Source organism: Paraburkholderia dioscoreae (assembly GCF_902459535.1).
In the GTDB taxonomy this organism is placed as follows: Bacteria; Pseudomonadota; Gammaproteobacteria; order Burkholderiales; family Burkholderiaceae; genus Paraburkholderia; species Paraburkholderia dioscoreae.
Genome location: NZ_LR699556.1, coordinates 1 through 12,389 on the forward strand (window position 1 = coordinate 1; position 12,389 = coordinate 12,389).

Annotated in this window: 10 protein-coding genes and 4 pseudogenes; 5 read left to right on the forward strand and 9 right to left on the reverse strand. The window is 59.2% G+C overall.

Translation table 11 applies throughout. The annotated features are described in order from the left end of the window. Positions 1–1,629 carry an IS66 family transposase gene (gene tnpC / locus PDMSB3_RS36860; protein ID WP_165187048.1) on the forward strand — a complete coding sequence of 543 codons (1,629 nt, stop codon included), beginning with the start codon at positions 1–3 and terminating at the stop codon, positions 1,627–1,629. 139 nt (positions 1,630–1,768) lie between these two features. Further along, positions 1,769–2,308: pseudogene (locus PDMSB3_RS36865) on the forward strand (transposase); the annotation flags it as partial. A 21-nt stretch (positions 2,309–2,329) separates the two neighbouring features. Here PDMSB3_RS36865 and PDMSB3_RS36870 read toward each other — a convergent pair. Next, positions 2,330–3,392, reverse strand: a pseudogene (locus PDMSB3_RS36870) (IS256 family transposase); the annotation flags it as partial. Positions 3,393–3,726: 334 nt separating this feature from the next. Here PDMSB3_RS36870 and PDMSB3_RS36875 point away from each other — a divergent pair. Next, on the forward strand, positions 3,727–4,320 hold the full coding sequence (locus tag PDMSB3_RS36875) for a hypothetical protein (protein ID WP_165190169.1): 594 nt from the start codon (positions 3,727–3,729) through the stop codon (positions 4,318–4,320). A 487-nt stretch (positions 4,321–4,807) separates the two neighbouring features. Then, positions 4,808–5,590, forward strand: coding sequence for a hypothetical protein (locus PDMSB3_RS36880; RefSeq protein WP_165190171.1), 783 nt, complete (start codon positions 4,808–4,810; stop codon positions 5,588–5,590). A gap of 92 nt (positions 5,591–5,682) precedes the next feature. Here the strand turns inward: PDMSB3_RS36880 and PDMSB3_RS36885 are convergent, their stop codons facing one another. Then, positions 5,683–6,312, reverse strand: a complete 630-nt coding sequence (locus PDMSB3_RS36885) for a hypothetical protein (RefSeq protein ID WP_165190301.1) — start codon at positions 6,310–6,312, stop codon at positions 5,683–5,685. A gap of 109 nt (positions 6,313–6,421) precedes the next feature. Between PDMSB3_RS36885 and PDMSB3_RS36890 the strand changes: the two genes are divergently transcribed. Continuing rightward, positions 6,422–6,769: a winged helix-turn-helix domain-containing protein gene (locus PDMSB3_RS36890; protein WP_165190173.1), complete on the forward strand. Its 348-nt coding sequence runs from the start codon at positions 6,422–6,424 to the stop codon at positions 6,767–6,769. Positions 6,770–6,803: 34 nt separating this feature from the next. Here PDMSB3_RS36890 and PDMSB3_RS38135 read toward each other — a convergent pair. The 7 genes and pseudogenes from PDMSB3_RS38135 to PDMSB3_RS36920 all read right to left on the reverse strand — a co-directional run. Then, positions 6,804–6,976 (reverse strand): annotated as a pseudogene (locus PDMSB3_RS38135) (porin); the annotation flags it as partial. An 80-nt stretch (positions 6,977–7,056) separates the two neighbouring features. After that, positions 7,057–7,893, reverse strand: coding sequence for an IS21-like element helper ATPase IstB (gene istB, locus PDMSB3_RS36900; RefSeq protein ID WP_007176182.1), 837 nt, complete (start codon positions 7,891–7,893; stop codon positions 7,057–7,059). After that, positions 7,890–8,957, reverse strand: coding sequence for an IS21 family transposase (gene istA, locus PDMSB3_RS36905; protein ID WP_021163056.1), 1,068 nt, complete (start codon positions 8,955–8,957; stop codon positions 7,890–7,892). Before istA ends, istB begins: the two co-directional genes overlap by 4 nt. Before the next feature lie 258 nt (positions 8,958–9,215). Then, positions 9,216–9,492: pseudogene (locus tag PDMSB3_RS38140) on the reverse strand (winged helix-turn-helix domain-containing protein); the annotation flags it as partial. A gap of 36 nt (positions 9,493–9,528) precedes the next feature. Then, entirely contained in the window at positions 9,529–9,849 is a 321-nt protein-coding gene (locus PDMSB3_RS36910; protein ID WP_165190175.1) for a hypothetical protein, read from the reverse strand. Positions 9,850–10,113: 264 nt separating this feature from the next. Beyond that, positions 10,114–11,544, reverse strand: a complete 1,431-nt coding sequence (locus tag PDMSB3_RS36915; protein WP_165190177.1) for a mannose-1-phosphate guanylyltransferase/mannose-6-phosphate isomerase — start codon at positions 11,542–11,544, stop codon at positions 10,114–10,116. Between the two features lie 147 nt (positions 11,545–11,691). Beyond that, positions 11,692–12,375, reverse strand: coding sequence for a GNAT family N-acetyltransferase (locus PDMSB3_RS36920; protein WP_165190179.1), 684 nt, complete (start codon positions 12,373–12,375; stop codon positions 11,692–11,694). Between the last annotated feature and the right edge of the window lie 14 nt (positions 12,376–12,389).

The following is a 12,389-nucleotide window of genomic DNA, read 5'->3' on the forward strand; positions in this document are numbered from 1 at the left end:
ATGACGAATGCACCCGATCTCAAGCGCGTGCCCCATGCCGTCCAGGGCTACATACACGATCTCGAAGAGCGCGTAGCCGGCGACACGAAGCGCATTGGCGAGCTGAGCCAGCGGATTGAACAGCTCGAGGAGCAGGTCCGTCTGCTGCAATCCGAGCGCTACGCACCGAAGAGCGAGAAACGCCAGGACCGGATGTTCGACGAGGCGGAGCAACTCGCCAGTGAACCCAGCGACGAGGATGCGGGGCCCGGGCTGCCCGACACCGGTTTGCCAACGATCGGCCAGCCTGAACGCAGCAAGGCCGGACGCAAGCCGTTGCCGGCATACCTGAAGCGGGAGCGCGTCGAGTACGATCTGCCCGAAGAGCAGCGAGGCTGCCCGTGCTGCGGCAATCCGATGCATCGCATCGGCGAGGATGTCAGTGAACAGCTGCACGTCGAGGTGAAATGGACGGTTCGCCAGAACGCGCGCGCAAAGTATGCGTGCCGGCACTGCGAGCGGCACGCCGAACATACACCGGTCGTGCTCGCGCCGATGCCGGTGCAGCCGATTCCGGGCAGCCATGCAGATGCCTCGGTAATCGCGACAGTCGCGACCGCGAAATACGTCGACGGCATGCCGTTGTACCGGATGCAGGCGGCACTTGCCCGCTGGCAGATTCCGGTGAGTCGGGGCACGCTCGCGCAATGGGTGATCCGCCCCAGTGAACTTCACTACCGTCGCCTGTACGACGCGCTGTACAGGACACTGCTATCGCAGCCACTGATTCACGGCGACGAGACGACGCTTCAGGTGCTCAATGAGCCTGGTCGGGCGGCGCAGAGCAAAAGCTATGCATGGGTCTACCGGAGTGCGCAGGATTGTGCCGAACCGGTCGTGCTGTTCGAGTATCAGCCCGGGCGCGGCCAGACGCATCCGCAGAAGTTCCTGGGTGACTACAGCGGCATGTTGATGAGCGACGGATACAGTGCCTGGCGAACACTGAAGAAAGCGACGCACTTCGGCTGCATGGCGCATGCGCGCAGGCTGTTCGTCAAGGCGGACAAGGCAGCGCAGCAAAAAGGGGATGACGGAAAACCGAAGGCGCCGAACGCACGCGTGGCAAAAGCGCTCGAATACTTCCAGGCCCTGTACCGTGTCGAGGCGCTGGCCAAAGGCAACCTGCCTGCCGGTCAGACCCGCGCCGACTACACATACCGCCTGCGGCAACAGCATAGCGCGCCGGTGCTCGAAACGTTCAAGGCATGGCTCGATGAACTGGCGCCGAAGATGGTGCCGCAAAGCCTGCTGGGCAAGGCTATCGCCTATACACGGAACCAGTGGGAATATCTGGCTCGCTACGCCACTGATGGCCGTGCCCCGATTGACAACAACGTCTGTGAGCGGGACATCAGGCCCTTTGCGACATCGAGAAAATCGTGGCTGTTCAGCGATACGGTCGACGGCGCGAAAGCCAGCGCCACGATCTACAGTCTCGTGCTGACGTGCCGGGCCTGCGGTGTCGAGCCATACGACTATCTGCTGCACGTGCTTACGGAACTGCCACAGCGCGCGCCAGATGCGGACGTAACCGATCTGCTGCCGTTCAACTACGCGCGCCAGCAACAGGTTGCAACTGGTAGTGGCTGACCGGAGCGAAGCGCCTCCTCCGGCATACGATTGCGGGCACCCCTGCCTCTCACCGACTCCAACGTCTCCGGCGTGACCTGAGAACTCGCCTGTCCATCGCCGACCATCAACAACTTGGTGCGTTGAATCGATCGCTTACGTTGAACGGTTTCCCAATCCGGAGAAGCTGGTGAGCTACTTCGGGCTGAACCCGTCGGTCTATCAGTCGGGCCCAACGCCCGCCAGGCACGGTCACATCACCAAGCGGGGACGTTCGTACGCGCGAGGATTGCTCGTCGAGGCAGCCTGGGGCGCAGCACAGGCGCCCGGCCCTCTGCGCGCTTTCTTCCTGCGCGTACGCGACCGTCGCGGCCAGCAGGTCGCCATTGTCGCGACGGCACGCAAACTGGCGGTCATCGTGTGGTACGTGCTCACGCGCAATGAGCCGTTCGCCTGGGATCGTCCAGCCCTGACCGCACACAAGCTGCGCGCCCTGGAGTTGCAGTCCGGCATGCCGGCACAACACGGCTCGCGCAAAGGATCGGCTGCCGCTTACAGCCTGAAGAGCGTACGCGACCAGGAACGGGCCATAGCCGAGCAGGCCGAGCGCACCTATCAACGCCTGTTCTCACGATGGAAGCAGACGCGTCCCAACAAACGCGAGGTACCACTGGTGTGGCCGGGAACGCCGACCTCATAAAAATATCAAGCAGGGGCTTGTCGATTTCATCCGTGGTGTAAATCACTTTGCGCACCGCAGGCGGAAACGCAAAGAAGGGAATCACGCGATCCCAGGCCCGACGCCAGGCGGCTACTACCGTCGGGAATCGCTTACCCCATTCGCCCTGTTCGAACGCGTCCAGTTCGGCTTGTGCGGCTTCAGCCCCTGCGGCTGTGTAGATCGGTTTGATGGCAGCCGCCAGCCCCCTTCGATCCTTCCAGCTCGCGTAGTCCAGCGAGTTGCGGATCAGGTGCACGATGCACGTCTGCAGGGTGGTGGCTGGAAACACCGCACCCAGCGCTTCAGGCATGCCCTTCAGTCCATCGGTGACCGCGATCAGGATGTCCTGCACGCCACGCACCTTCAGGTCGCTGAACACCTTCATCCAGAACTTCGCGCCTTCCGTATTCTCGATCCACAGCCCCAGGATGTCCCGTGTGCCGTCAGGCAGGATGCCCAGCGCCAGATAGATCGCCTTGTTGCGCACCAGTCCTTCCTCGCGGATCTTCACGCGCAGTGCGTCGAAGAACACCACCGGGTACATCGGCTCGAGCGGGCGTGCCTGCCAGGCACCCACCTCGTCCATCACCGCATCGGTCACCGAGCTGATGAATTCCGGTGACACTTGCGTACCGTACTGCTCGACCAGAAACCCCTGGATCTCGCGCACCGTCATGCCGCGCGCGTACATCGCGATGATCTTGTCGTCAAAGCCCGTAAAACGCCGCTCGTGCTTCGGAATCAGGATCGGGGCAAAGCTGCCGTCGCGGTCGCGCGGTATCTCCAGGCGTAGCGGACCGTCGTCGGTCAGCACCGTCTTGCCGCTCTTGCCGTTGCGCTGGTTGGTCGCATCTTCGGGCCGCACGGCGCCGGCCGGATAGCCCAGATGGTGTCCGAGTTCGGCACCCAGTGCGCGCTCGATCAGTGCCTTCTTGAACGCGGCTGAAGCGGCGTGCACCGCCTCGGCCGTCATCGGCCCCTTCACGAACTGGTCAATCAATTCCTTCGGAATCGACGGCAACGCCGTCTGGGCCCCGGTGGCCGTCTTCAATTTGCGTGGCATACATGCTCCTTGAGCTACATGTTATGCCTTACACACAAAATTTATGACAGGCCCGCTACCGACGATTGCCTTCGACCAGAACCCGCTCTGCGACGCAGGCGCATCATTGCTCACCGGAATGCAAGCGATTCTGAGATGCCCTGCTGTACCTAGATCGCGTTGCACGCAGCACCACCCCGTATCTGCAACTATGGCCGAACGGGCAACGGGTATCCCCCAAAAAATTGCGCGGACCCCTAAAGTTTACCCTGACGTGACCGCTAACCTTGTTGTAGCCGTGACCGCGCGACAACACTTGCCAACCTGTCGACTAATAGTTATAGTTTTCATAACAATGAACCTGAGAGAACTGCAGCAACATAAACGCGCCATCACGGTCGATGGAGTAGTCAAAGAATCTCGACCGGTCGGTTGCGCTTCACCCTCGTGGCTGGCTTGCTATCCGAATTTTCAAGATGCGCTGCGAGGCGGTGAAACAAGTTTTCGAGCCCTGCCTCATTTCGCCAAGCTTCCTATATTAAAGCGAACATCCACCAACCCAGAGGCACAAGCAGTTGTCACATCGGTAATTCTCAATGAAGTTCGCGCTGCTTATGTTGAACTCAACACGACTTGTGTGGTGGAAGCAGTAGAGAGCTACCTCTCGGTCGGCATGCACAGCGAAAACTTGCAGAACATCCGATCGACAATTCTTGATACTGTCGTTGCACAATTTCCACACGTGACAGTCCCCCAGGTAGCCAGACCGCCCTGCTTACTCAGTCCTGGAAAAGGCATCTTCCTTGACGGCTGGCAGCGCTTCTTCGCCTATTTGTCCCGCGACGACAAGACCATACCGCTGCTTGCAGTCGATTGGCCCGTTTTGTATGAGCGCCTTGCTAGCAATCCACCCGAAGACGGCAAGACAGCGACGAACTTGCCACGCTGACATGTTCGCTGCCTCAACCCGCAAAAAATTCTAATCCAGCCCTGAAGTTCGCTGCCAGACGGCAGCTATCACACAAACGAGCGTGTCTGTCCTCGCTCACATTGATATGTTATTTATAACCATTAGAAAATCGCCCGTCTCAGTGTCATCGTGCTGAGCAGATCAACAAAGAAGAAAGCCGGTATGAAATCAACAGGCAGCCATCCGATCTGAGTCAAATCATCGTTCGAAGTAGGCAGGACAATAGGTCAATTAGGATAGCAAATTATGAAGGCTTCTTTTCGTAAACCTCAGGCCGCGCGCGTGACTCTTTGCGCAGCTATTGCCGTAACGCTCGCCGCGTGCGGTGGTGGCGGTTCCAATTCGCCGTCAGCAAGTAGCAACGCACCGGCCGCAACAGCACCCGCGTCATTGAGCGGAACCGTCGCAGTCGGGCGAGCCATTAGCGGAGCCCACGTCACTGTCATCGATGCAACCGGCAAGCGTGTTGGCAACTACTGATGCGAACGGCAATTATCAGGTACCGCTAGCCGGGCTCACCGCACCGTTTGCTATCTTTGCTACGGATCCTAGCGGCGCCGCACAACCGCTCACGTCTGTCGTGGCAAGTGTGCCCACCAGTTCATCCGGCCCAGTCATTGCGAACGTCACGACTTTGACAACCGCTGTTTCGGCGCTGATGACGCAAAGCGGCAACCCGTTCGACCTGGCCGATAGCAAAACCCTATCAACGCTTGTTACACCTGCGTCTGTTGCTGGCGCTGTAAAAACCCTGAACGCGGCCTTATCCCGCATCCTCCGTGCCAACAACGTTGATTCCAAAAGCTTCGATCCGATTGCCACTCCTTTCCCTGCAAACCAGACTCGCCCTGATGCAGTGATCGATACCGTACAGGTTATTCCGGCGACCGGTTCCCCCGGCGGTCTTCAATTGATCTCCAACGCCAATCCGAATTCGTCCGCAAAGTTGGTATTGAATTCGAGCGCGAGCGTAGCCGCACCTCTACCGGTGCCACCCGCAGATGCCGTATTCAGCACACAAGGGTCGGGACCGATGGACAACATCATGGGCTACGGCCAAGGCACCGGCTACGCAGCTTCTGTGATTTATTCGATGTCTGTGACCGCTGGCATCGATCAGAACGGCGCACAAGGCTGCACGACTGCCTGCTCTTTCGCTGCCGTTGTTCTTGGCATCGATCGGAGCCTCGAACTGGATTCTAACTATGGACCGATCTCGCTCGGAGCGTACTGGGGATACAGCGACTGATACGGAAAACCTGACATCGAGCTTCGGCGACGTCTGTTAAAAAAGACGTCGTTTTCCGCCATCCTCCCTCCGGCCATCCGATGGCTACTCAATCAGGTAGGCTTCGTTGCTAACTGATTGGTGTAGGCACTGCTCAACGCCAACTGAATGCTGAACATGCGATTCGACATGCGGGAGTTGCTCGGCTGTTTCGGCAACAAGGCCAAAATCCCCTTCATCGTATATAGCATGATCAGTGCACCGGTCAGATCGCCCACGAACATCATGAAGAAACTTTCGGCAATGTTTTGCATATTGCCTCGCAACGCGAACCAGATGTGGTGTAGCAGCGGATTCGCCACCGAGTACACAACGCTCAATACGAGCAATCGCTTCGGCGTGAGATTTGTCAGCGACGCCTTCAGCTCGTAGCGCTCCAATGCAAGTCTGTAAACCAGATAGGGAGCCATCGAACCCAGAATGGCTCCCGCGATTGCGCGAACCGGGTCGTGCGGGAACCAATAGAAAAAGTCCATCAACAGACCGCCAACCAGCAGGCCGACGAACCCATCGAATCCAACGAGCAACGTACTGAGAAGCCGAACACCGGACGGCAGGAAAATCCAGTTTATGCCTCGAACGAAAGACGTGTGAGTGAACACCTCCTGGTTGATCCACAGCGAGATCAAAAACGCGATCAGAGTCCCAGTGATCGACCAGAAATGCAAACGTAAGCTAGACATTGCGGTAAACTGCTCTTCCATGTTTATTATTGAGCGAATCATAACGCGCCTGCATGTCGTCCCCGCGAGCGCTTATCTTCAACAGCCCATCCTCAACAGTGCGTAAGCAATGACACGTCCTGCTGATATTTACCTGCGATTCCTGCAACTGACCGAGGCATTGCGCGGTTTACCTATGCTTGCCGCGCTCGATCCGCTCGAAGAGCGGATACTTGAGTTTGTAGCTCGCGCAACCCGGGCGAAGGACCGGCTGTCGGTACGGGACATGATGGCGCAAAGCGAGTTGGGGTCGCCTGCCACATTACACGCCCGAATCACGTCGATGCGAGAAAAGGGCTGGATCATGCTCAGCGACACGGAGGACGCGCGGCGGAAACAGATCGAGCTGACACAAGCCGCGCTGCGTCATTTCGACAAGCTCGGCGAAGCCTTTACGAAGGCTGCGAAGGGAACCTGACATTCCATCTGTCGGTTTAACCGACACTATCAGGTCAGAAGAAACTCCGCATCCCTATCGCACCCCCCTCTGATTACTCCGCCCCGTCAATTCGACGCCTGCGGCACCTGTTGCCTTGTTGAAATCCACCGTGCTATAAATCTCGGTGCGCTTCAACAACTCATACTCAACCAGTTCAACCACGGTATATTGGCTTCCGCTGCCCAACGTTGTCAAACGCAATCTCAAGTTGATACAGCTTCGGACGCAAACGCAATTTGAATTTGATACACCTGCGCATACGGTTATTAGCTGAGTGCTGCCTCCTTCGAGTTGCGTTTGCGTTTGACATCGTCCGCGTCGTTCAGGTGCGGTGGTGGGATGCGGTTGATCATGCCGGCCTGACGTTTTTCCTTCAGCCTGTACGAGTCGCCGGAGATCGGCACGACGTGTGCGTGATGAAGCAGCCGGTCGAGGAGCGCCGCCGTGAGCGTTGCATCGTCAGCGAAGGTCTGGTCCCACTGGCCGAACGGAAGATTGCTGGTCAGGATGAGACTTCCGGTTTCGTACCGTTTGGCGACCACCTGGAAGAGCAGGTTCGCCTGCTCCCGGTCCATGGGCAGATACCCCATCTCGTCAATGATCAGAAGCCTGTATGGCTTCGTGATCCGCTTGATAGTTTCCTCCAGCTGGTTACGCCGCAACGCTGTCGTCAATTGCATCAGCAGATCGGCGGCAGTAATGAAGCGGGTGCGAAATCCGGCCTGCGTTGCACGATATCCAAGCGCGACGGCAAGATGGGTTTTGCCAACGCCACTGGGTCCGAGCAGCACGACATTCTCGGCACGCTCCACAAAGGCAAGACTGCCGAGTTCGAGAACCAATGCTTTCGGTACGCCGAGCGCGAATTCGAAGTCGAATTCATCAAGCGTCTTGATTGCCGGGAATCCAGCCAGACGCGTCAGCATCCGGCGCATTCGCTCCGCGCGTGCCATCGCTTCATCCTTCAAGGCCTGTTCGAGGAAGTCGAGATAGCCGAGCTCGCGTTTGGCGGCCATCTGGCCGAGGTGCGCAATCTGTGTCGGCAAGTGCAGCAGGTTGAGCTGCTTGCACAACACAGTCAGTCGTTCGAGCTGCGGCGTCATGCGCTTACCTCCTGTGCGCGGCTGAACGCGTCGTAGACCGACAACGGGTGCTGCAACGGTTTGTTCCACTCCGAGGTCGCGTACCGTGATGCTGGTTTCGGCTGCTGATGTGGCGTCGCTCCCGTTCGAACCGATCGTCCCACGTATGGTGCCGGCAGTGGCAGAAGATGCGGCCGCTCCTCGAGCAACACCTCGGCCGGAACCCGTTTGGTAGTGCCATGCACCCGGACGTTGGCGACGTCGCGCAACCACAGCCTGACGCGCTCATTGCACAGGCCGCAGTCGGCTGTGAGCCCTGCCTGTTTGAGCATTGAAACCAACGGGACCCAGAAGCTATAGCGCAGATATCCGTTCATACGCTCGACCTTGCCCTTCGTCTTCGCGCGGTATGGCTTGCACACGCGCGGCACGAACCCATGGTGTTTGGCGAAGTCAGCGAACCCCGGATGATATCGGTGCTGCTTCTTGCCATAGGCATCGCGTTTCAGAATCACCGTCTTCATGTTGTCGTACACGATCTCTCTGGTGACGCCGCCAAATGCCTCGAATGCCCGCACATGGCAAGCCAGCAGCGTTTCGATACGCATGTCGGTGACAAACTCCGCGTAGCTGACACGGCTGTAGCCCAACGTCGCAACGAACGCCGCGAGCATGCCGAGTTTGTGCCCCGGCTTACGAAACTCAATCCAGTCCATCTGCATCTGATGTCCCGGCTCTGTCTCGAATCTGACCACCGGGTCGGGGCGTGCAGCGGGGCGAAGCTTCTGCAGATACTCCTGCACCCGACGCAAACCGCCCGTGTAGCCGCGCTCCTCAATCTCCCGCTTGAGCACCGTCGCCGGAATCCAGTCCGGCTTCGCTGCTTCGACACGGCCCTGCAAATAGGCCTTGAAGGGCGCAAGCTTGCCGACGACTGGCTGACGGGCCTTACGCTGCGGCGGACCCGATTCCAGATACTTCCTGACTGTGTTGACTGCCATGCCGGTCTCGACCGCGATGTCCCGAAGGCTGTTTCCCTGGCGACGCAGAATCTCGATTTCCATGTACTCCTCGTAGCTGATCACGGGCCGCCCAAAAGGAGCAACCCTACAACGAGGTGTATCAATTCCTAACTGCGTTGCTGTATCAATTTACAACTGCGCGCGACAACGTCCCACTAGCCATCGCAGCGTTTTCCGCATGTGATCGTAATAAAACGCGGTGGACAAGAGCAACGGCGCAGCCATCCGCCACGCAAACCGGCAAATGGCTCGTCATCGATCCGGTTCGTGTTTTCAAACTGACTGATATCTGGGATCGGCTGTTCGGCAAGCAAGGTATCAAAGCTCGATCTGTTTGCGCTTGGAATCATCGGTGTCCGCGAGCGGACCCAGCCTTTCTCCGCATCGATTTCAAGCGACCGTGAAGCGTCGCGGGTGAGCCGCGTTCGCTCTGCACCATCAGATCCCGGACTGATAGCCGCGCATTGTCTTGTGCGGTGCAAGCCACCTGCGTCAGAATGCATTCTTCGAGCGGGTCAAGCGCCGCAAGCATAGGTAAACCGCGCAATGCCTCGGTCAGTTGGAGGAAGCGCAGGTAACTGTCAGCCGGGCGCGTCATAAGTGAAGCCTGAGCCTTGCAAGTGAGCTGCCCGGGCTATGACGCGAACACGGTCTCGTCATAGCGGTCAGAATCCGCTTCCTCGCGAAGATTGGCATTGCTGTCGTTTGCATCCTCCCGCCCGGCGAGCATCTTTACGTCCATTGCCAGCACCGCCGCGCTCAGGTCACGGATGATCTGGCGTGCCTGCTCCGGTGCCAGCAGAAAGCCGTGTTCGCCTGCAGCAATTGACACCTCCGATGCCCCCTCCACCGACAGGCGCATCGCGACGTGCTGGCTCGTGGCGTCAATCTGCCAGTCCTTTACCGTCGCGAACGAAAGAGAATCCGTGTTTTCTGCACCTTCCATAAGGTTCATTTGGCCCGACATTTCTGTCCGATGGGTGCTTTTGCCCGTATACCCTGCCGCCCCTGAGACAGTGCCCACATCCGTTCCCCGTCAAGCTTTTCTGGCCAGATTTTTCACGATGTGGACATAACCCTCACATCGTCCAGCGGGATCAGGCACGCCTTCTGAACAGCTCCAGTATCGAGGGCAAGTCAGCTGTGCTTCCAGGCCGCGCTGCGCGTCGACCGGGAGTCCTAAATCGGGCTCGCCGCAGGCAGCTTAGCCTTTGCTTCGTCACGCCTTCGGCGCGCGGCCGTAGGTGTCTTCGAAACGGACGATATCGTCTTCGCCGAGATACGCGCCCGATTGCACTTCGATCAACTCCAGCGGAATCTTGCCCGGGTTCAGCAGCCGGTGCGTAATGCCGAGCGGAATATACGTCGACTGATTCTCGGTCAGGATGATTTCCTTGTCGCCGTTCGTGACGAGCGCGGTGCCCTTGACGACGATCCAGTGTTCCGCGCGATGGTGATGCATCTGCAAGCTCAGCTGCGCGCCCGGGCTGACGACGATGCGCTTGACCTGAAAGCGGTCGCCGCTGTCGATGCCTTCATAGGAGCCCCACGGTCGCACCACGCGGCGATGCGTGACCGACTCGTGACGCCCCAGCGTATTCAACTGCTCGACGATCTTCTTCACGTCCTGCGCCTGGTCGCGATGTGCGACAAGCACGGCATCGGCGGTCTCAACGATTACTACGTTATCCAGACCAATCGCCGCCACCAGACGGTGCTCGGCGCGAATGTACGAATTGGTCACCGCATCGGTGAACACGTCGCCGATCTGTGCGTTGCCTTGCGTGTCACGCTCGGCAATCCCGGCAAGCGCGGTCCACGAACCAATGTCGTTCCAACCGAGATTCGCCACGGCGACCACGGCGGCACGCCTGGTTTTCTCCATCACAGCATGGTCGACCGAAATGTTCGGGCTGGCGGCGAACGCTTGCGCGTCCAAACGCACGAAGTCGTTGTCGTGCTGCGCGGCCTTCAGCGAAAGCTCCGCTTGCAGCGCGATTTCCGGCTCGTAGCAGCGCAGTTCTTCCATATACGTTGACGCCTTCAGCATGAACATGCCGCTGTTCCAGTAGTAGCCGCCTTCCACGATGAAACGGCGGGCGGTCGCGGCATCCGGCTTCTCGACGAACGAGTCGACGGCGAAGGTCGATGCGCCGTCGACGAGCGCCGCGCCCGCACGGATATAGCCGTAGCCGGTGTGCGGCTCCGTCGGCGTGATGCCGAAGGTAACCAGGTAGCCGTCCTTCGCGATCTGCGCGGCGGCCCTAGCCGCCTTGACGAAGGCCGGTTCGTCCGCGATCACGTGATCAGACGGCAGAACGAGCAGCAGCGACTCCGGAGAATCGCGCAACGCAAGCAGCGCCGACACCGCAATCGCTGCCGCCGTGTTGCGGCTGACCGGTTCGAGCACGATCGCCGACGACGCGACGTCAACCTGGCGCAACTGTTCTGCGACCAGAAAGCGCTGCTCGTTGTTCGTCACAACGATCGGCGCGGCGATGTCGGCGACGCCTCGTAGTCGCAGGGCGGTCTGCTGAACCAGCGTATTTTCCCCAGTCAGCTTCAGGTATTGCTTAGGATATCCGCCGCGCGACATCGGCCACAGCCGGGTGCCACTGCCGCCGCAAAGAATCACTGGATGAATCTGCATGGTCATTATTTCCTTTCAATATGTTTTTTATGTGGTCAATACAGCGCCGCGTGCGCTGAGCTGATCCTCTCAACCCATCACAGCACCCCAATCGCCATGCTCACGGATATTTAGGCTCGCCCGGGGCGGCGTTCCTGAACGGCCCACTCAAGTCCTTCCTGCAAACTGCATCCGCACCGATTCGAGTTCGCGGGGCAAACGCTGCGCGAGCGGGCCGCGGCGCGGCAATTCGACAAAACCCAAGCGTCGATACAGATCGTAGGCGCGCGTATTGCTGACCAGCACATCGAGGACGATCTGCTGCCCGCCGTCGCCGTGGATCAAGCCTGTATGCAATGCATTCATGAACAGCGCGCTGAACACGCCCGTGCCGCGCCTCAGTTCATCCGTCGCGCAATGCGCGATCAAAGTCTGCGACGATTTCGGCGCGGGCAATTCGCTCTCCAGCACCAGTCCGCGCAACAGCATGCGAACTGTGCGTCGCACGCCGAAAAACAGCAGCAACATCAGCGCGACATGTGGATCGTCGAACCACGTTTGGCGGCCGTCGTGCACCGCCAGCACGGCCACCACCCGATCGTCGTCGGTCACGGCCACGCGATGACGCCGGTACGAGAAGCGCCCGCGTTTAGACGTGAACGCGAATTCCAGAAATTCGATGCATGTCCAGGGGAGTACACCGAGAAAGAAACCGAACTCCCGCACGCCCGAGGTGAAGATCAGTGGCGCGCATGCTTCGGCGTCTTCCGGCCGGGCCGGGCGAAAGCGCAGCAAGCCCGGCTCGCTGTGACGATGGCGCCCCTCGGTGCGCTCTGCTTGAACGGCGTACATGGCAGCCTGTCCTC

What these genes read in the sequence shown, in the direction of transcription:
- tnpC (WP_165187048.1), top strand. Translation starts at nt 1, where the DNA reads ATGACGAATGCACCCGATCTCAAGCGCGTGCCCCATGCCGTCCAGGGC.
- PDMSB3_RS36875 (WP_165190169.1), top strand. Translation starts at nt 3,727, where the DNA reads ATGAACCTGAGAGAACTGCAGCAACATAAACGCGCCATCACGGTCGAT.
- PDMSB3_RS36885 (WP_165190301.1), bottom strand. Translation starts at nt 6,312, where the DNA reads ATGTCTAGCTTACGTTTGCATTTCTGGTCGATCACTGGGACTCTGATC.
- PDMSB3_RS36890 (WP_165190173.1), top strand. Translation starts at nt 6,422, where the DNA reads ATGACACGTCCTGCTGATATTTACCTGCGATTCCTGCAACTGACCGAG.
- istB (WP_007176182.1), bottom strand. Translation starts at nt 7,893, where the DNA reads ATGACGCCGCAGCTCGAACGACTGACTGTGTTGTGCAAGCAGCTCAAC.
- PDMSB3_RS36910 (WP_165190175.1), bottom strand. Translation starts at nt 9,849, where the DNA reads ATGAACCTTATGGAAGGTGCAGAAAACACGGATTCTCTTTCGTTCGCG.
- PDMSB3_RS36915 (WP_165190177.1), bottom strand. Translation starts at nt 11,544, where the DNA reads ATGCAGATTCATCCAGTGATTCTTTGCGGCGGCAGTGGCACCCGGCTG.
- PDMSB3_RS36920 (WP_165190179.1), bottom strand. Translation starts at nt 12,375, where the DNA reads ATGTACGCCGTTCAAGCAGAGCGCACCGAGGGGCGCCATCGTCACAGC.